Origin of the sequence: Pseudoalteromonas sp. C2R02, from assembly GCF_018860845.1 — a bacterium.
In the GTDB taxonomy this organism is placed as follows: Bacteria; Pseudomonadota; Gammaproteobacteria; order Enterobacterales; family Alteromonadaceae; genus Pseudoalteromonas.
Map to the genome: position 1 here is coordinate 110,879 of NZ_JAHKQC010000026.1, position 25,267 is coordinate 136,145.

Sequence of the window (25,267 nt, forward strand, 5' to 3'; positions counted from 1 at the left end):
GTAATATGAATTAAAAAATTCTAAACTCAACTAAAACTTAGCTAAGTTCAGAACCTTATATTACTTATATAAAGCGCAAGCCAATAAATAGAACTACTGCTCTCGCCAATAAATAACGCGATCATTACTCCTAAAACGACCAAATTGAATATTTGATTTCGGATTTTCATCAGGCGTTAAATTATTATCATCCCAGTCAAACAATAACCAAGCAGGTGTAGCTGTATACTCAATCAAAAAATTGCCTTGTTGCTCACCTTTTAAAGGCGCAACAAAAAGCCCTTCTTGAGATCCATATAAACCTGAAGCTAATTTTGTATCCGAGCCTTTTATTAAAAAATTCAAATTAGGCGTAGTTGGTGATATTTGACTTAGACTATTACTATAGTCAGTACAGCTATCTGCTGAATTTAATATAAACTTAGCTCCATCCCAGTATTCTGCTCTCATAGGGATTTGCATTTCATCAAACTCAGAACCATAGCTATCTTGCAATGCTAAACGACCATATCTAAAGTCTAAAGAACTTGAATTTAGTTTTATTCCAGTACAATTAATAGGGCTACCACATGCTGTTTCATTCGCATTTTGATTTAGATCTGTACTTAAAAAGTTAACACCGTCGGGATCTAGTATCGATAAAATCAAATCACTTAATGCAAAGTTACCATCTTGATTAGTCGTTTTAGCCAATACAGAATTATTTGAGCTGGCAACTGAAACGGTGCCTAAATTCCAACTTGAAGTAGGGTAAGTTAATCGATTCCCAAAATAACTTGCCGGCTGATAATCACTACCTGAAATATCGTCATTTTCAATTTCAATGTCTATTACACCTTTGTCAAAACCACTGTCCTTGGTGTAATTTTTAGTTACGCCACCAAGTATATTTTGAGCTTCTAATACATAGTTTGTTGTGAAACTTTGCCCCATATAAATAAAGTCATTACATTCTTTTGGTTCTTTAAATACATCAGAACTAATTAATTTAAAGTGACTTGGAATAAATCGACCTATATTGGCTTTTTCACCTGCAATTGAACTTAAATGAGATAAATACCCACCTGAGGCTAAGTTGGCTTTTAATTTAATAATGCCAACCTCGTTCCAAGAGGTTTTATAAACCGCTTGCCCAGCACTAAAATCATTAACTACCACTTCATTCGCTAATACACCGTTTACACCACCATCAGCTAACGTAGGTGCTTGCAAGTCATGACTTAAACTAAACTTGTTTAATAGATCGATGTCTGCTGCATTAAAGTTATCTGTAATAACTCCGTCAGCATTTAACGCATTTATATTAACGTTAAATTCTTTACCAGCCGTTTTATAAACAGTGCTATTAGCGTCAACGGCATTTGGATTATCTTCAGCAAACACATCAAATTTTGCAGGTATAACCACAAATGAGTTTGACTCCCCAGCTACAACAGCGCCTGTAGGAGCAGTAGCTTGAGCCGATAAACTAATCTCACCTGCATTTCTGTAATTTAACCCCCCTAAGTGTGCCAAATGATTATTCGAAGCGTCAAAATTAACAGAAACAGCAGTATAAGCATCTTTAATTGTATTTGAACCAAGTGTAAGTCTCATTGCATTATCCGTACTACACACTCCAGGAGTATTACAGTTTAATTTTAAATCAATTGTTTCACTGCCTTCAAAAGCTGTTTGACATGAACCTGTTACAGTATTTTTTTCAACTGATTTTAAATAAATATTATCTGAAGCGACAGCTGATATTTGGTCAGGAATATTCAGCGTATTACCACTGATATCAGTAAAAATAAAACCAGAATCTTTAAACATAGTTTCACAAGTAACCTCACTATTGCCAATGAAACATTTTAAACCTGCGTCAGGATTTGCGCTATCAAGCCTATAACTCACTTTACCTGAGCTGCTTTGACTAAACTTAATATCAGTACTTCCTGAGGTAAAGTTAAAAGCCCCATTCATAATTGGGATATTTGCATTATCTAGCCAACCAATATTTGGTGATAAATCAATTGCAACATTACCAGCAAATAAATTACAGCTGCCATCTGAATTACTGCTTTCACATGCTTTTACTGTTATAGGAAATGCCTCACAGGTAAAAGCAGCGTTATTATTAGCATCTAACTCTAAACGATAATGATCAACCTGCTGCGCACAAGTACGACTGTCTGTCATGATATCTATAATATTCTGCTGAGATAAAAACTGGTTATACACCCTCACTTCATCAATTGAACCGTTAAAGAATCGACCTGGATGGTTTTGATCTTGTCCAATTTGAAATGGAGAATTGTTCAGGCTCAAAGCTCCAGAATATGTTCCAACGCCCCTCGAAACACCATCGATATAAATAACTTGCGATCCGCTTTTATAAGTAATCGCAATATGATGCCAAGTATTTTCTTTTATATGATTACTCGATGTAATCGCACCATTTGACCACCACCAGTTAATTCCACCATTTGAAGTGACATGAAATTCATAATTACTGTCTTTTGAAACTATGGTCTTTAACTCATTTGGAAATTGATTAATATTAATCCATGAAGTAACAGTTAACTCACTAGTTATATCAAAATTATTTGATGATAGTTCTAAATAACTGCCATTATCTTGTCCATTAAACTCACCATAACGACAAAAGTTGCTACCATCTGGCATTGAAGGTATAGGATTTGAATAGTCAGTTTGCGCATTGTGGGCTGTTAAGTCTAAATTATTAGATGTTGAATCTTTAACATCCGTTGTATTATTTCTCCAACTAGATTCATCAAAACGGTATTCAGCTATCGGCTCTAAAGTAGGACATATTCTTTGTGTTCCATCCCAGTTTTTACTATTTCCTATATTGTTTTTAATATCATTTATTTGCTCTTTACTCAGCACTGCATCAAAAATAAGTAACTCATCTAAAAGCCCCTCCCAATCTTGAGATGAATCATAACCTCCTAACAGGCTATCTTGCTCTTGACCTAAAACCAAACCCGCAATTTCGAGTAACTTGTTATTATTATCATGAGTCACACAACCTTGATTCACTCCGTCATATAAAAAACAACTTTGATTAATTGATGCTTTTCGAGTCCATACGAGTTGATGCCAGTTATTATCACGCATATTAACGGTTCGATTTAGCTTAGTTGATGTATCAAATGGGGACTCAGCTATTGTTGGCCAAAAGTTATTATTGTTGTCAAACATAAAAGTCGCTTCATTAGCGCCTAAAGAAGATCCATCTTGCGCTGCAGATAAAATAGTAGAGTTACTTGTTGAGCTAGTTTTCCCCCATACAATGATTGTAAAATCAGTAAGCCCATCCATAGCTTGCGGGTTTATTTCAATTAAATCAGAGCTTGAACTATTAGTTAAATCAGCAGCATTACACAACAAACCATCTACAGGAGAAATATTAAAAGCAGTTGCGTTATAATTATTATCTGAGCTATCTAATAATGTATTTGTGCCGGAGTAATTTAATTCGTCAAATCTCAAATCTAAAACGGGATCTCTATCACAACTTTCAATTTTACGACTGCTGCCATCATCATACTCCAACCCTTGTGACTCATTTTGATATGCATTTAATATTAATGAACTTGCCATAGCACCATGTGATAGCCTCAATTCATCCATCAAACCAACAAAACTTTGTGATGATGAAAAGCTACCTCCATAACTATCTTGCTCTTGCCCTATCACAATAGCGCTATTGTTAGTTACAGATAAAGTACCTGATGAACTAGGTGTATCACACTCTTCTTTACTACCATCAACATACAAGCATATCTCATCGTTTTTTCGTGTTAAAACAATTTGATGCCATTGGCCATTCGTTAATTTTATATCACTTTCTAATTCAATTTTTTCATCTTTAATTTTGACAACAACTTCATCATCCACAGATAAATGAATTTCTAATTCATCATCGTTTTTATTTTTACCTAAAGCATGAAATATTTCTTGTTGTTCTTCTTCTTCAGAAGTATTTATCCAAACAGAAAAAGTAAAATCATCTAAACCATCAACGACTTCTTTTGGTACCGATAACCAATCATTAGTGTTTGAATCTGTAAGGTCAAGAGAGTTTCCTATCATGCCACCTGTTACATTCGAAATTCCATTAGCAGAAGCATCATAATTCCCTAAAGCATCATCTCCAATATCATCTATATCACATGAATCAAATTGATATTCAACGATAGGTTGTACAGTAACTTCACAAATGCCATCAAAATTTTCACCTGTTGGAGTTTGATATTCTATTGATGAATCATTCCTCAGTATGGACATTACACCAGAAGAAAACGCCCCTTTAAATTGAGTGTATTCACTCAGTTCAACTCGACCATTCTTTGCATAAACAAACGCACTAAATGAAGTTGAATAAGGGATCACATCACCACCAACATATAAAATTAAATCATTTGCATCATTATTATTTTTAATTTCATGACGTAATGTTAGAGAGCCATTTTTAACATAAATGCGTGTTGGTCCCATAATACTCAAATTTGATTGTGTTAAATCCAAAGAGCCTGATTCAAATAAATAATCACCGCTTAGCTCGCCATTAGCCTCTATCGTTCTTTTTGGATTAATAAATTGAGGTTCAGGTAAGAAAGCTGAATTTGTTCCTGATTTAACACAATCACTACTATTACAGCTTGAACCGGAGTAATCGTAAAGCCATCTAGAAACTAATACATTAGAGTTTTGATTGGTTATCTGTGAATTAGAATAAATATAGGCAGCTTTATTATTGAAAGTAGATAATGCGGAAGGAAATACATCTTCACATTTGGGTAAAGCGGCTTTACTAATAAATGAAAATAAAACAAGAAATGGGATTACAAATAAACTAATTAAGTGTTTTAGCTTCAACATTTATACTCCTTTGAGTTTGCCAAAAGTCTTTGCGGCAATCATCGCCTGCTGAACAACTATTTATTGGGCAAGTTGCGCTGCTAGTGAGCCTAAATACAGTTACGGAACCTAAAGGAACTGATGAATCAGGAATTCCCCCAGTTGAAGTACATGCGATGGTATAAGTACAATTTTTTAAAAAGTCAGAACTACCAAAGTCTAAACCTATAGCTTGATCTACATTCGCACATGAGGAATTACCACTCAAAGGAAATAGCTCAACCAAGCTTTTTTCTATACCACTTTGAGCAGCCAAAAAAGCACGTGCACCATAATACTCAACTGCATTATTATGCGCAGAGCTAGATAAAATATTCACTAAAGCTAAACCTAACGCCAGCATTAAAATAGCTATGAATAAGGCACTCATAAGCATACTGCCCGCTTGTTTTTTAAGACTTTGCATTACGATCCTAATTAAGTTGCACTTTTCATTTATAAACACAAGGCATTTAACAGCTATTACCAAGCTCTAAGATAAATAATGGCTTTAGTTTAATTCAACATTTACTTCTAAATTACTTTTGTTAGGCTAAAGCCCAACCTACAAAAAAACATTCAGATAGATCTCTGAATCTAATATAAATCGCAATTATTTACCTTGGTCATTTCCGAAGTATTTTATCGAAAATTTATTATTAAACTTTCAGCCATTGAAATCTTACTTTCAATAAAAGCAAATCATTTATTAAGTATAGATAATACCCTTTATCTTAAATAAATTATGATCAAAATTGTTACTAAAATGAATTTTAATGATTTAAAAACACACTAACAATCAGGGCACATTAGGTAAATGAATTTCATGATTAAATGAGACTGTTTCAGTGCTATTGAACCCCATTTCACTGCGAATGTTCACCACTGAGTTTCGAGTAAGGCTTGCAGTGTTATAGTTGAAAAATGAAGTATTAGAAGCTGAATTTTGAATAAACTGCCCTAGTAAAACACCGGTCACACCACCAATTTGATTACTTGAATTAGGCATAGATTGCGCTGTTTGAGAATTATACCCTTCAAAACGATATAGCTTTGTATTATCAATACAAAAACTGACAGGATTATCAAGTACAAAAAGGCGCTTTGTTGGTGATTCTATGGTTAGTGCGGTAGTTACTTCCCATGTTGAAGTGGGCACCCCAACAGTTATATCGCTCAGCTCTGAAACTCTTTTATCAGCTTTTGTACGATTATAAACATCGTCAGCAGTTAAAGCATAAACACTCAACCAATCATTAGGAGCAACATTATTTTGAGGTGATACAACAGTGAAAGGATCGTCAGTAATATTACCTGTATATATTGAACTTGCTTTAAATGGCGTAAATTCTAAACATTGCTGGGCACTACAGTCAGTTGAACATTTTACACGCACTGAGTGAGGCGTTGCATGTCGTAATTCTCGCGTTAATCTCGCTAGCATAAAACGAGATTGCGCAACCGCTTCATCTCGCTCTGTTGCTTCTGCATAAATTTCAGCACCTAGTGAGAGATATTGCACTGTCCCTATGCTTACAATGCCTAAAATAATAATCACTAAAATTAATTCAACTAAAGTGAAACCACCCGATTTTGTAAATTCTGTATTTGAAGGTAAAATTTGAGCCTTACTTTGCGCGGATAAATCCCCGCCTACGGGTCTACTTTTAAAGTTGGAAAGCATTAATAATTCCCCTTATAAGCAGAGAAACCATAAACTTCATTATTACTTGCTGTGATAGTTACTGTGATCAATTTCGCTATTTTATTCGTATCTGAAAATGTACCATCAAAGTCATCATCATATAAAACCGTAATTTCAGCTGTAAAACCCTTATAATAATCAGATACATCTTCTTCTAAACTATTTTTAAAATCAGAGTAATTCAAAGTTAAATCATGATAATCATCTACATCATTATAATTGACTCGAGTCTGTAAGCTAGAGCCTGTGCAATCCGGTGCTGTTATCGCATTATCTAAACAATCCGCACCAAAATCAGCTGTTTCAGTACAAGTCACACCATTTTCACCACAACGATTCCAAGGCGGACTACGATCTGACTCTTCATCAAATGATTTTGCTAAAATTTCATTCATTAAAGCCTGACCCAGCTCAGTTGCACGTATTTGCACAACAGGATCTGCGCTTTGTCTTGCTTGTGGCGCTAATAAACCTGTAATGATTGTCATAACTATGGCTAGCACCACCATGCCCAAAATCAGTTCAATTAAAGTAAAACCTGCATTTTGCTTCGCATTTTTATTTTCATTATGCATCGAGGTTAATTTTTTCATACTACGTTTACTAACTAGCGACTCTATATTTTTCGTTGTTATATCACTACCTACAGCCACTGTTTTAACATGTGATTTAACAACTGCCTTAACATTGCAATTAACAGCCATAGATTGCACCCTCGCCAGATATGCAAATAGCGACTTCACCTACTGTAATTTTACAGCCCGTAGAATTACAATTCCCAGCATCTAAAGTTGGGCGTCCTAAATCATCAAATTCAATTTTCGTGAAAGTGGAGCCTGCTGCATTATCAGCATCAAAAGTGATATCAGTACGGCTGCTATCTAAAGTCACAGATAAATAATCAGGGTTGTCTGCTGCATTAGCAGTATTTGAACAGGTATTCGTATCTGTAATAGGAGAAGGGGGTGCAATTAAATCAGCTGAGATAATAAATTTATGACATTTTGCATCGCTAGTCATTTGCATGGCGCGCAACTGCATGGTTCTTAAAGCCGACATTGCTTGATCGCGCGCGGTATAAGAGTCAAACAAATCTGGACCAAAAAATTTGGGGATCACTGTCACAGACAGGATCCCCAAAAGAACTAAAGTAATGATTAACTCGATTAAGGTAAAACCTAGTTGATTATTTAGTCCTAATAATCGAGTTTTCATTTAAACTTTATTAACAGCCGGTTGTAACTGTAGTTACTGCTGCTGCTGCATTTAATGTATTTGGAGTACCTGCTGTTGTAGTTGCTTGAGTATAGGTAATATGACAATTACTTGAAGTGTCACCACCCTGAGGAAATATACTAATAGATTCAGCCCCTGCTGTTGTAACTAAAGAAAAATCAAAGTCACCTGTAGCTGGGTCATCAGCAGCGTTCGTATTTAAATTAATATCAGTTGCTGCAACAATAGAAGCTCTAGTTGCAACAGGGTATCCCCACTCAAGAGTAATTGCTGAACCACCATCAGGAGTTATAGAGCCAGATTCTTTTTTATTTTCACCATTAATAATAGATTTGCCATAAACAATATTAACAGCCGATGAAAGTGCACCATCAACTCCTTGAAGTGCCGATTTTTGCGCATCACCCTGTAAATCTAAAAATTTAGGCGCTGCTGTAACAGCTAAAATACCTAAAATTACGATTACAATAATCAATTCGATTAAAGTAAAACCTGCTTGTTTTTTGTTCATTAACTTCATAACGTTCCTCTTTTACTAATTTAACTCTTATGAAAGTTAATAAAAACCCATAAGAAATACTTAAAATTGATTACCAAATGGTAAATGTTTAACTACTTATTACTACATAAGCTAATCGCTTATATTACTAAACAAAAATCCATTTTGAATTTGTTACTTTAAAATGTTCGTCAATTTTTTATTTATACACATACTTAAACTTGATATATCAAACTTCATGCCATAATTTATCTTTATAAATTAAAGCTAAAAATAATCTTTAAAACTAATTAAAGACTAAAACCTGGCCAGTTTGTGGCAAGTAAGTAAAACCTTGACTGTTATTCTGTATTGTACCATCTGCAGGTATATCATTAATATCTAAAGAGTTAGTTAAATAATAAATACATTGATCATTACCTGAATTTTCATCTAATCTTATTAAATATCTATTTTCTTGTACATCGTCTTCTAATGCACCTATTGAGTTACTTGGCGCACTTTGCAATACATCATTAAATACTTGCTGACATTTCTCTTTAGTCATTTGAGTTGCGCGTGTATCGCCTTCAGTGCTGCGTGCTGTTGGGTAGCCAATAGTGCCATCTACACCCATTTGCAATGTATCGTATGTTACTAATGTTTTATTTGGCGCACCTGACTCGCCATTTGGTCGCCCTTCAAGCTCCCATTGTGCTCTAACAAGCCCTACAGCTGCGGCAAAGCCACCAGCAACGCCTTCAATTGAGGCCTCTTCAGCTTGATCTGTTACATCTAAAAAACGCGGTAAAGCAGTTGCGGCTAACAAACCTAAAATAATCACTACAATTATTAATTCAATTAATGTAAAACCACTTTGTTTTTTCATCATATTAATTTTACTTACCTTTAATGGACTGTTTTTTAGTAATTGCTTTTAAACACGGAGTTATATTTAATTATAGCCACATAACAATTAAAATAAAAACGACAAATTTTTAATCTGTAATAGCACTTACAACCATTCCGTTGTTTAAGTGATATTCAAAAAGTCTGTTTTTGCCCCTGAAATATATACATCCTGTTACATTATTCTTTTTATCAAACATAGCATCTATACGCAATGCTTTTAACACTTGCTGTGACTGCATGTTGAGCCATAGGGCTTTACAATCTACTTGTTTTGTAGCTTGAGTTTTACCATTTTGGCTTAAATTTATAGGCCAACCCACTTCATTTACAATAAAGCTCAACTCACCTTTACTCTTCAAATCTAAAGAGTCGATCAGTTGTAATGTAGTTATAGCGTTTTTACTTTCTAGCCACTTACCATGAATTTCACTGACACTTTGAGAAAACTCAGCAACAGATTGATTATCTGTTACTTTATCGACAGAATCTAAAAAATCAATCATATATCGACTAAAATGACCAAAAAATACAATAACTAATATAAAAAACACGCTAACATAAAATAATTTCCATTTATGCGGCTTGTGATCAAAGTTAGTTTTATATTTAGCCATATAAGTTAACCTTTTATTGTTTGCACAACGCTAAGTTAAAATTATAGTTACATTTTTAATTTCATGCTTTTAATCATAAACGATAGATCGACTCCCAATAAAACGTTTCGGGAATGACTATCTATCTTTAACCTTTAATTGCTGACATCATGTCCCGTATTGAGAGGTGAATTTACCTAACTCTCTCTGCAACTTAACCTTTATGAATACTAACCTTTTATTGCTGACATCATATCCCGTATTGAGAGGTGAATTCACCTAACTCTCCCTGCAACTTAACCTTATGAATATTAAACTTTTATTGCTGAAATCATATCCCGTATTGAGAGGTGAATTTACCTAATTTTCTCTGCAACTTAACCTTTATGAATACTAGCCTTTTATAGCTGACATCATATCCCGTATTGAGAGGTGAATTTACCTAACTTTCTCTGCAACTTAACCTTTATGAATACTAAACTTTTATTGCTGAAATCATATCCCGTATTGAGAGGTGAATTTACCTAATTTTCTCTGCAACTTAACCTTTATGAATACTAGCCTTTTATAGCTGACATCATGTCCCACATCGGTGTAAATATACCTAGAGCTAATACAAGTACCATGCCTGCTACAATAGAAATTAATATGGGTTCTATTTTGGCTGTTAGGCTTTTTAAATCAAAATCGACTTCTCGTTCATAAAACTCTGCTGATTCCTGTAGTAGCTCATCAACTTGACCTGTTTCTTCACCTACGGCAACCATTTGCAATACAAGCTGAGAAAACAAACCACTGTTACGAGATACCCTCAACAAGCTTTCGCCTTTTTCTATGCCACGACGCATATCAATGACTTTATGAGCCATATGCGCATTGTCCACGGCTTCTGATACTAAAGTAAGCCCTGTTGTCATAGGTACACCTGAGCGTAATATCATAGAAAAGCTGCGACAATAGCGAGACAGTAACGATCGCTCAATAATACTGCCCACTAAGGGGATTTTTAATTTAATACGATCCCATTTTAATCTCCCAACTTCAGAGGCGATGTAGTTACGTGCAATCACACCCGTTGCTGCCATGCTACCTAATACCGCGCCCCAATAATTCACCATAAAATCTGAAGTAGAAATTAGAATACGCGTCATCAAAGGCAATTCTGCATTGAATTTTTTAAACATATCCGCAAAGGTAGGAATTACAAAAATGTTTAAAATAAACATCGCTGCGACCAAAGCAAAAATTACAAAGATAGGATAACGCATCGCAGATTTTATTTGCTTTCGGGTTTCTTGCTCTCGTTCAAAATAAGTCGCTAATTGCTCAAAGGCATCTTCTAGCTTACCGGTACTTTCACCTACCATCACAATAGACACCATAAGTCGGTTAAATACCTTTTTATGAGATGCCATAGCAGTAGATAAATTTCGACCTTGCTCTAACTGCACAACTAAATCTTTGAGGGTTTCGCTAAAGCGTTTATGGGTTGTAGTTTCGGCTAATCCGATTATTGCTCTAATAATCGGAATACCGGCTTTCATTAACGAGTACATTTGACGAGAAAAAATTATTAAATCTTCTAAATCGACTGGTTTTTCAAATAAATCATTAATATCAAAACTAGCAGAATCGGATGATTTTTTTGTTTCAACAATGCGCATTGGTATGCATTGCTTTTTTAATAAACTATCAGCCGCTGCAGCTTGGTTTGCTGCCTCTAAAGTGCCTTTTATAAGTTTACCTTGACTATCCTTAGCCTGATAAGTGAAAAATGCCATCTAGAGTGTGGCTTCCATAGTTTTCACTTCAATTTCAGGCATATTTTCAGCCACTCTAAATACTTCATCTAGGCTAGTAATGCCCTGTGTGGCATAAGCCAGCGCCATCATAGAAAGCGGTTCAAAATCGGGGTTATCTCTGGCAGCTTTGGCAAAAGCTTGAGTATCCGACAATCTCAATGCATCCATCATGGCTTCATTCATTTCTAATAGCTCAAATACACCGATTCGACCTTTAAACCCTGTATGATTACAGTTAGTACACCCACTACCTGTATGGTAATTATGGTTTTGCTCTTTGCCTTTGCTTAAATATTGGATCCAGGACTGCTCTTGCGCATCTGGTTGGTAGTCTACTTTACAGTTATCACATAAACGGCGTACTAATCGCTGCGCTAAAATCGCTCGAAGTGAGCTGGCCACTAAGTATGAAGGTGCGCCCATATCAATTAAACGCATTGCACTGGTGATAGCATCATTGGTATGCAGTGTAGATAATACTAAGTGACCTGTTAATGCACCACGTAAACCAATTTCAACTGTTTCTTGGTCACGCATTTCCCCCACCATGATGATGTCGGGATCTTGTCTTAATGTGGTTCGTAAAACACGCGCAAAATCGAGCCCTATTTTACTATTCACTTGTACTTGGTTTATACGACCAATTCGGTATTCAACCGGGTCTTCAACCGTAATAATTTTATTATTAGGCTGATTTAATTCACTTAATGCGCCATATAAAGTTGTTGTTTTACCAGAACCTGTAGGCCCAGTAACTAATATCATACCGTGCGGGCGTTTTAATGTTTCGCGTACACGTTTTAGCATACGATCAGGCATACCCGTTTGGTCTAACGTTAATAAACCCGCTGATTGGTCTAATAAACGCATTACAACCGACTCACCATGTTGCACTGGCATCGTTGAAACACGAATATCTAAGCTGTGCTTTTTAACTTTTATATTAAAACGACCATCTTGCGGTAATCGTTTTTCAGAGATATCTAATCCTGCCATTAGTTTTAATCTTAAAACTAATGCAGAAGCAATCGCAACCTGATTTAAAACACTCTCATGTAATATGCCATCTATACGTTGGCGAATACGCAATAACCCATCATCAGGTTCAATATGTATATCTGATGCACGCATTTGCGCTGCATCTTCAAAAATAGATTGCAATAACTTAACTACGGTTGCGTCTGAGGTATCATCATCAAGTGCATTTAAATCAAACTCTTCTTCGTCTTTATTTTCTTCTTGAAGTTGACTGGCGAAGTTTTCTATATCTTGTGTTCTACGGTATAAATTATCAAAAGCCGACATCATTTGGCTTTCTTGAACAACCGCTAATGCAATTTCTTTTGGTGCAAGCATAGGCGCTAGCTGATCTAAACTACTTAAATCTGCTGGATCACTCATCCCCAATAAAACACTGTCACCTTGGTCTTCTATTACGAGCGCTTTAAAACGACGGGCAAATACTTCAGGTAATAAATTAGCGATATTTGAAGGTATTTGTCTTTGAGATATATCTAAAAATGGCACATTAAGTTGTTGTGCTAAAAAGCGTAATAGCTGCGGCTCACTAATGACACCTTGATCAATTAAGGTGGCACCCAATTTACGACCTGAAGCTTTTTGCTCTTTTAATGCGTTTAATAAATCTTGTTCTTCAATGATCCCTTCATGAACTAATAGATCACCAAGTCGCATTTTTAGTTTAGGTCTGATCATCTTAATAGCTCTTATTTGTTAAATCATTTTTAGGGATACAAAACAACATTATATCAATCCAATTTTTGCAAGTCTTTGTTTTGCGTGGTTATGTGCATTAGGAGATAAACCACCTAACTCAATCGCTGTTAAATAAAAACGCTTAGCGTTATGGTAATTACCTAAAGCATCATTTGATGTTGCCAATGCTAACCACCACTTTGCCTCACCAGGCTCCAACTGCGTTAATTTACCAAAGCAATTTTGTGCCACTTTATGCTCACCTAATTGCTGTGAAGCTGTGCCTTTTAAAATCCAAAAATCAATATTGGCGCTCACTTCATATCGCTTCGATAAAACAGGTGCTACCGATTGGTAACTCCCTTTCTCTACTAATATTTTAGCTAACAAAATACGCCAGCGCATTACATCAGGGTTTAAACTTAAACCATGCCTTAATATAGATTCCGCTTCTTGTGATTGCTCTCGGCCATAATAAGCTGCAGCAAGTAAACTACGCGCTTCGATATGTAATGGCATTAAAATTAAGGTTTTATCTAAAGCTGCAATCGCATCTTCTATTAAACCAAATTGAAACGCTTCTTTACCTTGGGTAAACCAGTTCTCAGCACGCTCTCTTGTTGAAATTTTTCTGATTTTGGCTACTGATTTTGGCTTATCTTTAATAATAGCCGATGGTGGTCTTACTTCTTTTTCAAGCGCTATTGTCTGCTGTTCTGGTTCTTTAATTGACTCTTTAACTTGCTCTGAAGAAGCTAAAGGTTTTAGTGTTTTTTCAATTTCTTTTTTAGCAATATCAGCTTCAAGTGTTTTGATGCGTTCTTGAGCTACCTTTAAAGCCGATGTTTTCACTTTTTTTAAGTCTGTATCATCAGATTCAACACTCTTTTTTTGCTTATCAACTGCTTGACTTATTTTTTGTGGTTCAAATTTTTGAACCTGTGCAGCTATAACAGGCTCATTTTGCTGTTTGCTCGGAATAAACCAGTATGCACCAATGGCTATGCTTACAGCCATTGCTACTAGACCTATACGTTGAAATAACTGAATATTATTTCTAACATTTTCTACTTTTACTGTTGGATCTAAATAGAGCGCATCATTTGACTCTCTATGCTCAATGTCTTTGAGCATTTTATTTATTACGCTCATAAAACTTGTCTCCAAATCCAAATACCAGCAACAAATGCCGACACCAAAGCCGTACTACCAATCAACCAATAGTTATTATTCTCAGTACAATCTTCAGTATCTTTTATGGCTGCTTGTATATGTTTTGCCGTTAACTCTTGAGCACCTTCGCCAAAAGCTTGCAGTAATACCTTATGGCATAATAAGTTAACTAATCTAGGTATGCCTCTACTGGCTTTTGCGATTTGCAATCCTAAGTTATTTGAAAAAAGCTTAGGTGAGTTATTGTTATCTGCTACGTCTTTAGCCGCTACCATGAGCCTATGTTGAATGTAGTGAACCACTTCAGAGCCATTCATAGGACGCAGGTTATATGAAAAACTAATTCTTTGACGTAATTGTCTTACCCTTTCATTTGCTAACTTTTCATCAAGCTCAGGCTGACCAAATAACACAACCTGTAGCAGCTTTTTACTTTCGGTTTCTAAGTTAGTAAATAAACGTAAGGCTTCTAATGTATCCCAACTTAAACACTGTGCTTCATCAATGATTAACACAACCGTTTGACCATTTTTATGAAGCTCTAACAATTTATGCTGTATTTTTTGTATCAATGCCTGCTGATCTAATTGATCATCTAACGCTAAACCTAGTTCACTTGCAAAAGCCCAGCGTAACTCTTCAGGGTTCAAATATGAGTTGGGTAAATAGGCTGTAACCATATTCACCATATTTTTAGGTAAACTATTAAGCAACTTACGGCACAATAAAGTTTTTCCGGTGCCAACTTCGCCCGTTACTTTAATAAAGCCTTCGCCCATATTTAATGCAGTAAACAATACCTGCATTGCTTCATTATGAGGCTCTAACGCACAAAAAAACTCAGTATTAGGCGTTAAAGAAAATGGCATTTCTTTAAGGTTAAAAAAACTTAAATACATTTAGTTAGCATACCAACTTTTTAATAATTGCATTGAACGCTTTTGCTGTTTTTGCCAAGAGTCAGCCATTACGACCGTAGGTTTAATTAAGATCACTAACTCTTTTTTCTCTTGGCGTTTACGAATACTTTTGAATAAATTGCCTAATACAGGCAAATCGCCTAATAAAGGTGTTTTAGATTCTTCATCTGTTGTCACTGTTTGCATTAAGCCACCAATCACTACGATTTCACCAGAGCCCGCTCTGATAATAGTATCTGCCTCACGAATATTACTTTGTGCTAATGGTAATATGAATTCTTCGTTATTGAGTGTGATCACTTTCTTTTGCTCAGCAGTTTCTGTTACCGAAGGATGTACATGTAAAATAACCGAACCATTGACATCTATTTGAGGTGTGACATCAAGCGCAATACCCGTGAAAAATGGTGTTAACTCAATTTCAGGCGTTGTGGTAGTTGAATTACCTGTCACTGTGGTACTTGATACTTCAGTTACAAAATATTCATCTTGACCCACTTTAATCACCGCTTTTTGATTGTTAATTGCAGTGACTCTTGGGTTAGATAGCATTTGCACGTCGCCCTGAGTTTCAAGTAAGTTAATCACACCAGAAAAATCGGTATTTTTAAAAGAAATACTGGTTGATCCGCCAAGTTCAGCAGCAATTGAATTTGTAGCAGCACCAACAGCAGATGTGCCAAAAGTAATATCTGTACTGCCAATATGCCCTATTACTTGTTCCCAGTTAACTCCTTGCTGGTAATCATCTTTAAGTGTCACTTCGATTACTTTTGCTTCTAATATGACTTGTCGTTGCAGGCTTTCTTCGCTTTTATTTAAAAAGTCTTTCATTGCTGCTATTTCACTTGGCAACGCATGAACCGTCACCATACTCGCTTGAGGACTCACTATCACGTAGCGGCCTTTATCTTTACCGACTAAAGATTCTAATGCTGTTTTTAATTCACCCCAAAAATCTGTATTAGAAGAGCTTTGAATATTAGCGCCGTTTAACTGAGAACCACCACCAGAGCCGCCAGAACCACTATCACTTGAGCTATTTTGGTTATTTACACTATTATTTAAGTTACCTGAACTCGATGAGCTACCAGCACCTTGATCGAACTGACTTACACCACCAGCAACAACACTCACACTAGAACTACCTGAGCGTTTCATCATTAAGTAATTTACAGCTATTGATTCTGTTCGCATTTTTGCAGGTAGTACCTGAACAACTTTACCTTCACGAAAAACATCTATTTCATACATGCGAATGATGACTTTAATTACTTCATCTAGGCTCACATCTTTTAAATTTAGACTTATTTTTCCGCTTACTTCAGGGTGAACAGCAACACTATAAGGGGTATCGTCGACAAGACCGACAAAAAAATCACGGATTTCAACTTCATTTGCCGCAACTTCAAAACGTTTAATTTCCAATTCTTTTGGAATTAATAAATTTGAGCTTACAGAAGTTAATAACTCTTGCGCTAATGCATCAGGAACAATATCTTCATCAACGTTTTTTGCATCACCTTCTTTAGGTGTTAGCTCACCTGTAATATGTGGTTGTATTGTGCTTTTATTATCTGTTATTTCACAACCGGCAATAAAACTGATGGCTAGCGATAAAATACTAAGTTGATATATTTTTTTAACGTTTAATTTCATAAGAGTAAAGTTCTAATATACGTTGTTCTGATCCTCGAGATAAGTAAACTTTTTTAGCTGTTATTTTAGCTATATTATATTCACCTACTTTCTCGCCCGCTTTATAAAGTTTTCCAGAAATAATCGCTTTATATCGACCATTTTTAAAAATTAAAGATTGAAGTCTTAATTCAGAATTTTTATTAGTTTCTGATTTACCACTTATTGAACCTGTTGTATTTCCACTTAATTTAGGGCGAGTTGGATCAATTAATTGCAAAGAATTAACTGTGCTCGCATTTACATTAATAGTACTGAATAAAGTCATCACTATTAAAAACACTAAATTAAAGTGCAATAAATTTCTCATCTGCACTCACTGTTGCTATTACCAATTTAAGTTCCGCTTTAGGATACTCCATAACCTGATATTGGAACTGACTAATAAAAAGCTTTTCTTTTATTTTTCCAAGGCTTTTTACATAATTTAATAAGCTAAAATAATCACCTACTATTGTAAGAGACATACCATGCTCATAAAAAGCAACTTCCTTATTTTGATTTGTTTGGCTATTATTTTTAGCATTGCCTTCTTTAGCTGCTTGCCCAATCACTACAGGCTTAACAGCCTCTAAACCAAAAGATTTTAACTGCAAAGATTGATTAACCTTGAGTAGCTGTTTTAGCACCTGAGCCATTTTATATGGCGGTATGAATCCCTGGCTAAATAGAGATAAATCTTGATCTATATTTTTAAGTTCTAATTTTGCTTGTTCTAACTCTTTACGCAACTGCAAAGTATAGTCTTGTGTTAAAGCATGGTTAAACATATCAATTTTAGTTTTAGCTTGCGCTAATGATTGATGATTTTGCTTAATTTGTTTTTTACTTTTAGCCATTTCATCATGTAAAGGTGTAATAATAAACCACACTATTAAATACAATATTAAAAATAGCCCTATGCCAAGCAGCATATACTTTTCGCGAATTTGTAATTGTGATACTTTTTCACAATACATTTCCCATTGTTGCTTCATGAGTTATCACCTTTTTTAGTGGTAGCGACACGAAACTCAATTTTTGACTGCTCGTCTACATGGGTAAATTCTAAAACAGAAAATGATTTCCCTGAAAAGAAAGCAGATTGTTTAAGCCCATCAAACCAATATGGTAATTTTGAAGGTGACTGAGTTAAACCTTTAAGCTCAATTTCATGATTCATAAATTCAAACTGAGTTAACCATACATCTGAATGATGAAACTGCGCTAAATCAGACATAACATCGGCATAGCTGATTTTATCTTCATTATTTTTTCCTGAAATATACTTAAGCATCATTTCTTTATGTTGATACTCTTTCTTAAGTTTATTTAATTGCTGAGATAAAAAAGTTTTGTCTTGTTTAACTGCAAGCGCAGCCTGTAACTCGTTAACTTGCGCAGTTTTTTGCGTAAGCTTTCGTTTTACTTGAGTTAATTCCTGAGTTAAGTCTTTATTAACATACATTAATATACTCATATATCCGATACAAAGTACGAGTACGATAGCCCAAGATAATGCGATGTTATTTAAGCTTAATGGGTCTTTAACTGGTCTTAATTCAGATAAATAGAGATTAATGCGTTGCTTCATTTTCACCTCCTATCATCTCCATTGCAGCACTAATTGCAAAGTGTAATGACTCATCTTGCCCAGCACAACAGGCTAGATGCCTTTGCAATGTTGTAACCTTAACCGGAAAGTGTACTTTTAACTGCTCTACTATTTGATCCAAATGGTCACTTGGTAAATATAGTTGCAGTGATTTTAATGGTGGTTGCTTTAACTGAGATTCAAAAAAATCAATGGAGCGTTGCAGCTCTAAACTAAAAGAGTCCAATAACCCCATAGATAAATCTTCTACAGACATTGTTGGCAAGCGAGAAAAACCTCTTAAACGTCGCGAAAATAGCAAGCAACCATCTCTTACTATTTGAATGCTAGGTTCCAGCCCTGCGTCTTGATACACAATTAAATGTGCTGAAGTGTCTACCTCTAATAAATTTGTTAATACAAACTCTTCACAGGTGATTAGCTCCAATTCTGCTTTGCTTTTGTGAACTGCATTGATGATAGGCATTAATAATGTTTTATTGGCAGCAAAAACAGATATTTTTTCTTGTCCTGCTTGTTGAATAGGGTTTTCTATAAAATCTGCAATAATGCTTTCAGCTGGAATTGTCACTAAATCTTTAACAGTCCAAGGCAGTGATTGTTTTATTTCCTCAACAGATAGGTTCGGTTTATCCATTTGCACTATTTGATATAAGTGAGAGGGTAAAACAATCGCTACTTGGGCATATTCTACATCAAGTTCGTCAATACATTGCGTGATTGATTCTGACAATTGCGAGTCATTAGTATACGAAACTGTTTTATCAGCCACCATTAACCACTGCTCTTGTTTAAACTCTAAGTTAACAGCTATGACTTTATCTAGCTGAACTACAAGACCAATATAATTAGTGTAACCTTTACCTTTATTTAAAAAAGGCAAACGTGAAAGAAGGTTTTTTATCATATATTTTTTATTATCACTCAAATAACATGACTCAGTTTAGATACCCAATAACGTAAATTATCAATTATTACTAAAAGATAGCAAGTAGTTTAAATATAAAGAATTTTCAAAATAAATTTCATACTAACAGAAACTATTATAGATCACATTTATGAAGAGGATATTTACGAGATAAAATTCAAATTAATATTAAATAATTACAAGTAATCACATTGAAAACGTAACAGTTACATTTTAAGTGTGTTTATTGAATATAAAACTTTTAATTTTAGGCTTTAGAAAACTCACTTAACTCCTGTAAAGGTTCACTAAAATAATGCCCTTGCGCACCAACTACTCCTAAGATTTTTAATACATCTAACTCCAGTTTTTGCTCAATACCAACGGCAAAAACAGGCAAGAAACTGTTTTTTGCAAACCCTATTATTTCCTTAACTTTTTTCTGTTTATTGATATCAAAGTTTATATTGTGCACTAAATTATAACTCAACTTAAATGACTTAATGTTATATTTAACAAATAGCTCCGGAGTTATTTTTTTATCTAAAATAGCACCCTCGACTTTATCTAAAACAATCGAAATATCATGCTGTTTTAATAAATATAAAGCGTGTTGCAATTGTATTTCTTTGTTGATTAAGTCCACTTCAGAAAGTTCTAAAAGAATATTTTTACGGCGCTTTGAACGCAGTAAAACATCAGAGAACCACTGAAAAAAACTCATATCTAACCAGCTTGATTGATATAAATTTATGCTGACATGTTGATAACTGGCCTCAGAATTAATCACATTCATCACTTGCGTTACAATCGCTTTATCTAGTAACAGCATTTGTTTTTTTGACTTTACGTTTGGTAGCAGCTGCGATGCATTCAGTAAACCTAAGGTTTCGTGTCTAATTCTAATTAATGCTTCATGCTGTAAAATATCACCATTAAAAATTGAAAAAACAGGTTGAAACAATAATATATAGCGTTTTTTTGCAATATAGTCTGAGATATCAGTAGATATTAAGGCAAGTAACTGAGTTTGAGTATGATTATATGAATAACGATAATAAGATAACCACTCGCTAGTTTTGCTGATCATCAGTGCAGACTGTGCCAGTTGATAAACCATCAATTGATTGGCTCCCGCATTAAAATCACATACACCCATTTTTAAGTTTTTGATTAAATCGTGCGGTTTATTTTTACCTGCTAATGAGATGCACTGCAATATCACTTCATGTAATCTTTGTATAAATAGCGCCTCGCTATCAGAAGGAGTTTTATTTAAGGTTAATGTAAAACTGGCTGTATTGAGTTTTTTAATAGAGACATTTTTCACCTCTGAAAACTGTTTAAGTAATTGTGTTTTAAGTATTGAAAAAAAAGCATGTGTTATTTCTATTTGAAACACCTCAATAATAGAAAATATTTTTTTATTTTTTGAGTCAAGACTTTGAATATTAGCTTGCTGCGCACCTAATAAAGAAACAGTTAATTTAGACTCAGATACGGGATCTTGCATTGGTTTTTCAAACACTTGGAGAGGATGTTTTTTTTGTTTTACAGTTTTTGAAAGAAATTTAAAAAATAACAAATCATAAAACTTTATAATAAATTCAAATAACTTTGCCATGAGATACTTTCAAAGTTTGAAGCAATAACATAAGTGTTGTTCAACAATCAGGGGAATTCAAGCAAAGCTATAATAAGTTTTAAATTTTAATCACAAAAAAACCTGCATAAAGCAGGCTTTTAATTCAGCTCATTTAAATAGCTAAAAATATGATTTTAGAAATGCACTTGTACACCCATAAATGGGCCTTTAACTTCTAGATCTGTTGAAATATCATCAACATCATCAAGTTCCATCACTAATGAACGGTAACCAAATTTAACGGCAACATCTACAGCCATATTATCAATCACTTCCCAAGCAACACCGACTTGAAAGTCTTGAATTTTACTATCGTCAATTGCTAATAAACTACCTTCAAAAAATACACTAAAGTCAGTCATAGGGATACCCACTTCAGCAGCAGCATAACCTAATGGCACATAAGCAGAAAAGCTTTCCTCTTCAGTTATCGTGGCTACACCATCAGTACCTGACACTGAAATACTACCGTCTATATCTTTAATATTAAAACCTAAATCAATTGAAAGTAAGTCATTATCAAAAATTTCATAATATAAAACATAATCATTATGTGATAAATCTGAAACAGTACCAGCTTCTGAATTTACTTGGAAAACGGTATCGCCAAACTTAAACCCTTCAGTTAAAGTTGTTGAACCCACAACTTCAAGTTCGTTATGTTTAATTTTAATATTTGGCACTAAAGGGATTGGATGCTCAAGCGCAACATAAAAACTGGTTAGTGTTTCATCCTCAAAATCAAAAGTTTCAAGATTATTTCCTTGAGCGAAACTACCTGTGGTTTGAGACTGCCAGCCTTCAATACCTGCATAAACACCTAAAATAGTATCAGCTTGTACAAGAGGCGCTGTTAAACCAGTTGCAACTAAAGCTGCTAACAAGTGTTTTTTCATAATTTATCCCTGTGATAAAAGTTCTGAAAGTTCAATTAAAGCGGCATTAGCTCTGGAAATATAATTCGCCATCACTAAAGAGTGATTAGCTCCAACTCCAAAACCACTACCATTAAGAATCATAGGACTCCAAACTGTATCCTGAGTCGCTTCTAACTCTCTGATTATTTGTTGTAAACTAATTTTAGCATTCTTTTTCTCTAATACATCAGAAAAATCAAATTCAGCCGCTTTTAAAAAATGCAGTAGCGCCCATGAAGCACCTCTTGCCTCATAAAATACATCATCAATCTGCCACCAAGATGTTTTTATTTGGCTTTGTTTTGGGCTATAAGTTGCTTGCTGCGCTGCGCTATCACCTGCTAAATCCGTATTAATACGATCTTGACCAACACTGGCGCTTAATCTTTGGCTTAAACTTCCTAATCTCTTTTCTGACTCTTTTAACCATTCTCTTAAATTATCCGCACGCGCATAAAACTGACTTGAATTAACAGTTTCATCTGCAATGCCATCACGATATTGAATTAAAAAATCTATACCTTTTTTATATTCAGATTCAGCACTTGGCCATGCCCAAGCGGTAGAGCTAATATTAAATTGTGGTTGCGCTTTTTTAAGTGCTGCATGCTCTGTTGATTGAGACTGGGAGCGACTAAAGTCTTTACGCATAGATAACGCTAAGTCTCGTGTCATTTCCAATGCACCGTATTCCCAAGCCGGTATATTATCCATCATCACCGAAGGTGGCATCATATCATTTGATAAATAACCACCAGGTTTATCTAATAATGTATTAGCGACTTCAATTAAGGTTGAAGTCGTAACATAACCTACAACTAATTTTTGATTTTTTTCATTTGCTTGCTGCTGCGCATGCTGTTTGACATTAAAAACAGCGGGCTCAAAGCTCCAATACACAGCAATAAAATAATTAAGTAATAATACACCTAATAGCCCAGCTGCTATTTTGCCTTTATGCTCTAACATATAACTTCCTTAATGATGGCTATGGTTTTGTTTTTCTTCACCGATCTTTACAACATCGGCAAGAATAGAAATAGGTTCACCCTTTGTAAAGTGAAGTGTTAATTTGATTTTATTTCCGGGTTTTGGAAATTGAACGGGCTTGAATAACATCAAATGTAGTCCACCTGGACGAAATTGCACTTGGCTATAAGGTTTTATATCAAGTGTATTTAACTGGCTCATTTTCATCATGCCATCAATAAATTCATGTTGATGAATTTCAACCCTTTGTATACCTGCAACTTCAGCAGAGACAAGTGTGCGCGTATCTTTAGTATCATTATCTAAATTAAAATAAGCGACGCTGTTGCTAGCGCCAGGTATAAATGCACGCACTTGCGCATCGATTATATTTGTATGCGCCTTAGCGATACTGATATTTAAAATACAAAAAGCAAAAATAAATACTAAACACTTCATAAATGTACCCAATTTATCTAATGAATATTTATTTTACCTCATCATATGCTTTGGCGCACTTATCTCATTGTATTAATTTGTATTAATGAGTTTTTCGTTAATAACGTGCTGAAGCAGGCTGTTTTTCTCCAATAAGTAGCCAAATTACTAACCCGATTAATAAAAATGGCCATAAAACAGCAACGCCACTAAAAAGTAACGCACCCGCAACAACTAACAAACTCGCTCCAATAATACCTGCAATACCTACAGCTAAAAATACACATACCGCGATCACGGCACAAATTGCAAAAACAACAAAAAGCACTATTGCGATAGATTCAAACCATAAATCATCTAGTTGAAAGTTAAATGGCCAGTGGATATGAAAATGCTCAAAGTGGAAAAATCCACACATGTATAAAAAACATATCAAGCCAATTATTATCAGTGTTTTCATAAAAGCTCCTAACCCCATCTCATTACGATTTGGGGCTATCAAATTGAAAAAGGCTAATAACGCTCAGGTAAAACCATCGCACCAACAAAGTATCCAATTAAAACTGCAACAGGAAACATGAAAAATAAAAGTAATGTCGCTAAACGTACACCCCAAACAGGAAAGTCATTACTTTTAGCTAACCCAGCACATACACCAGATATTTTTTTATTTAACTTATCTTTATAAAATGAATTTGTATTTCGATATTTACGCATAACTTCCCCCTATATTTATAAACTAAGCTGCCACTTTCTTTTTCAGTTCAGCTAACTGAGCTTCTATTTCATCATTTTTTTCAAGCTCTTCAAATTGTTGCTGTAAACTCGGTGCTTTTCCTAAATCATAAGATTCAACTTTTGCTTCAATCTCATCAACTTTTCGCTCTACAGATTCAAAACGCTCAAACGCTTTATTTATTTGTTCACTATGAAGCTGTGTTTTAACTCTTAATCGCGAAGTAACGGTTTCTTCCCTTTTAATAATGCTTGCTTGCTTTGCTTTTGCTTGATCTAACTTGGCTTGTAAATTATCCACATCTTCTTTTAATTTATTTAAAGCATCATCAACCTTTGACAATTCAAGCGTTAAACTCTCGACTGTTTTAGCTGCTTTACTTTTTTCGATTAAAGCTGATTTTGCTAAATCATCTCGTTGTTTTTCCAGTGCGAGTTCAGCTTTTTCCTGCCAAAAGTCAATTGATTGATTAGCTGAACTCAACTCTCTATTAAGCGTTTTTTTATCTCCTAAAAATCCTGCCTGCGTACTTCGAACTTCGACTAATGCTTCTTCCATTTCTTGGATCATTAGGCGCACTAGCTTTTCAGGATCTTCAGCTTTATCTAATGCTGATAAAACATTTGATTGAATAATATCTGTTAAACGAGTAAATACTCCCATAACCTTTCTCCTTGTTGATTAATATTTATTTTTTAATTTATATATCTATTACAAGTGCTGTGCCAACTAAGTTAGAACAAACCAAAACTCAATAAAAACAACAAGATAAAATTAAAACTTAAAAGTGTTTAGTAATTAACAATGCTAAAGCATTCTAACCAGTATAAATTTTGGTTAATTTAACCACTACAAATAGTCTAATTGACCAAGTGATTTAAAGTAGAATTTATAGTCATTTTTAGGTTCGAGGTTCGAGGTTC

At 34.7% G+C, this 25,267-nt stretch carries 24 protein-coding genes; all 24 read right to left on the reverse strand.

The window, feature by feature from the left end:
- Positions 1-93: 93 nt before the first annotated feature.
- Positions 94-4,887: a LamG domain-containing protein gene (locus KO527_RS09055; protein ID WP_216039988.1), complete on the reverse strand. Its 4,794-nt coding sequence runs from the start codon at positions 4,885-4,887 to the stop codon at positions 94-96.
- Entirely contained in the window at positions 4,862-5,332 is a 471-nt protein-coding gene (locus KO527_RS09060; protein WP_216039989.1) for an agglutinin biogenesis protein MshP, read from the reverse strand. The genes KO527_RS09055 and KO527_RS09060 overlap by 26 nt, the downstream gene beginning before the upstream one ends.
- A 372-nt stretch (positions 5,333-5,704) precedes the next feature.
- Complete coding sequence (locus KO527_RS09065; RefSeq protein WP_216039990.1) at positions 5,705-6,589, reverse strand: prepilin-type N-terminal cleavage/methylation domain-containing protein; 885 nt, start codon at positions 6,587-6,589, stop codon at positions 5,705-5,707.
- Complete coding sequence (locus KO527_RS09070; protein ID WP_252733575.1) at positions 6,589-7,314, reverse strand: prepilin-type N-terminal cleavage/methylation domain-containing protein; 726 nt, start codon at positions 7,312-7,314, stop codon at positions 6,589-6,591. The genes KO527_RS09065 and KO527_RS09070 overlap by 1 nt, the downstream gene beginning before the upstream one ends.
- Positions 7,304-7,825, reverse strand: a complete 522-nt coding sequence (locus tag KO527_RS09075) for a type II secretion system protein (RefSeq protein ID WP_216039991.1) — start codon at positions 7,823-7,825, stop codon at positions 7,304-7,306. Before KO527_RS09075 ends, KO527_RS09070 begins: the two co-directional genes overlap by 11 nt.
- A gap of 10 nt (positions 7,826-7,835) precedes the next feature.
- Entirely contained in the window at positions 7,836-8,366 is a 531-nt protein-coding gene (locus KO527_RS26260; protein WP_289847678.1) for a prepilin-type N-terminal cleavage/methylation domain-containing protein, read from the reverse strand.
- 265 nt (positions 8,367-8,631) lie between these two features.
- Positions 8,632-9,216 carry a prepilin-type N-terminal cleavage/methylation domain-containing protein gene (locus tag KO527_RS26265; RefSeq protein ID WP_289847679.1) on the reverse strand — a complete coding sequence of 195 codons (585 nt, stop codon included), beginning with the start codon at positions 9,214-9,216 and terminating at the stop codon, positions 8,632-8,634.
- Between the two features lie 106 nt (positions 9,217-9,322).
- Positions 9,323-9,850 carry a hypothetical protein gene (locus KO527_RS09090; RefSeq protein ID WP_216039992.1) on the reverse strand — a complete coding sequence of 176 codons (528 nt, stop codon included), beginning with the start codon at positions 9,848-9,850 and terminating at the stop codon, positions 9,323-9,325.
- A gap of 536 nt (positions 9,851-10,386) precedes the next feature.
- The gene (locus KO527_RS09095; protein WP_216039993.1) at positions 10,387-11,610 is read right to left on the reverse strand and encodes a type II secretion system F family protein; all 1,224 of its coding nucleotides are present in this window, start codon (positions 11,608-11,610) and stop codon (positions 10,387-10,389) included.
- Entirely contained in the window at positions 11,611-13,344 is a 1,734-nt protein-coding gene (locus KO527_RS09100; RefSeq protein WP_354668610.1) for an ATPase, T2SS/T4P/T4SS family, read from the reverse strand. It abuts the gene before it with no gap.
- A 51-nt stretch (positions 13,345-13,395) separates the two neighbouring features.
- Positions 13,396-14,499: a tetratricopeptide repeat protein gene (locus KO527_RS09105; RefSeq protein ID WP_216039995.1), complete on the reverse strand. Its 1,104-nt coding sequence runs from the start codon at positions 14,497-14,499 to the stop codon at positions 13,396-13,398.
- On the reverse strand, positions 14,496-15,419 hold the full coding sequence (locus tag KO527_RS09110) for an AAA family ATPase (RefSeq protein ID WP_216039996.1): 924 nt from the start codon (positions 15,417-15,419) through the stop codon (positions 14,496-14,498). Before KO527_RS09110 ends, KO527_RS09105 begins: the two co-directional genes overlap by 4 nt.
- Entirely contained in the window at positions 15,420-17,099 is a 1,680-nt protein-coding gene (mshL, locus tag KO527_RS09115; protein ID WP_216039997.1) for a pilus (MSHA type) biogenesis protein MshL, read from the reverse strand.
- Positions 17,083-17,448 carry a hypothetical protein gene (locus tag KO527_RS09120; protein WP_216039998.1) on the reverse strand — a complete coding sequence of 122 codons (366 nt, stop codon included), beginning with the start codon at positions 17,446-17,448 and terminating at the stop codon, positions 17,083-17,085. The genes mshL and KO527_RS09120 overlap by 17 nt, the downstream gene beginning before the upstream one ends.
- On the reverse strand, positions 17,426-18,115 hold the full coding sequence (gene gspM / locus KO527_RS09125) for a type II secretion system protein GspM (protein ID WP_216039999.1): 690 nt from the start codon (positions 18,113-18,115) through the stop codon (positions 17,426-17,428). The genes KO527_RS09120 and gspM overlap by 23 nt, the downstream gene beginning before the upstream one ends.
- Positions 18,112-18,711, reverse strand: a complete 600-nt coding sequence (locus KO527_RS09130; RefSeq protein ID WP_216040000.1) for a PilN domain-containing protein — start codon at positions 18,709-18,711, stop codon at positions 18,112-18,114. Before KO527_RS09130 ends, gspM begins: the two co-directional genes overlap by 4 nt.
- Complete coding sequence (locus KO527_RS09135) at positions 18,695-19,639, reverse strand: hypothetical protein (protein ID WP_216040001.1); 945 nt, start codon at positions 19,637-19,639, stop codon at positions 18,695-18,697. Before KO527_RS09135 ends, KO527_RS09130 begins: the two co-directional genes overlap by 17 nt.
- Positions 19,640-19,907: 268 nt before the next feature.
- Complete coding sequence (locus KO527_RS09140; protein ID WP_216040002.1) at positions 19,908-21,263, reverse strand: EAL domain-containing protein; 1,356 nt, start codon at positions 21,261-21,263, stop codon at positions 19,908-19,910.
- 155 nt (positions 21,264-21,418) lie between these two features.
- Positions 21,419-22,180: a TIGR04219 family outer membrane beta-barrel protein gene (locus KO527_RS09145; RefSeq protein ID WP_216040003.1), complete on the reverse strand. Its 762-nt coding sequence runs from the start codon at positions 22,178-22,180 to the stop codon at positions 21,419-21,421.
- 3 nt (positions 22,181-22,183) lie between these two features.
- Positions 22,184-23,170: a DUF2333 family protein gene (locus tag KO527_RS09150; RefSeq protein ID WP_216040004.1), complete on the reverse strand. Its 987-nt coding sequence runs from the start codon at positions 23,168-23,170 to the stop codon at positions 22,184-22,186.
- 9 nt (positions 23,171-23,179) lie between these two features.
- A complete protein-coding gene (locus tag KO527_RS09155; protein ID WP_216040005.1) occupies positions 23,180-23,629 on the reverse strand; it encodes a copper chaperone PCu(A)C in 450 nt (149 codons plus the stop codon).
- Between the two features lie 97 nt (positions 23,630-23,726).
- On the reverse strand, positions 23,727-24,068 hold the full coding sequence (locus KO527_RS09160) for a hypothetical protein (protein ID WP_216040006.1): 342 nt from the start codon (positions 24,066-24,068) through the stop codon (positions 23,727-23,729).
- A 53-nt stretch (positions 24,069-24,121) separates the two neighbouring features.
- Positions 24,122-24,325, reverse strand: a complete 204-nt coding sequence (locus KO527_RS09165) for a PspC domain-containing protein (RefSeq protein WP_216040007.1) — start codon at positions 24,323-24,325, stop codon at positions 24,122-24,124.
- Positions 24,326-24,347: 22 nt separating this feature from the next.
- Positions 24,348-25,007 carry a phage shock protein PspA gene (gene pspA / locus KO527_RS09170; protein WP_216040008.1) on the reverse strand — a complete coding sequence of 220 codons (660 nt, stop codon included), beginning with the start codon at positions 25,005-25,007 and terminating at the stop codon, positions 24,348-24,350.
- Positions 25,008-25,267 lie beyond the last annotated feature (260 nt).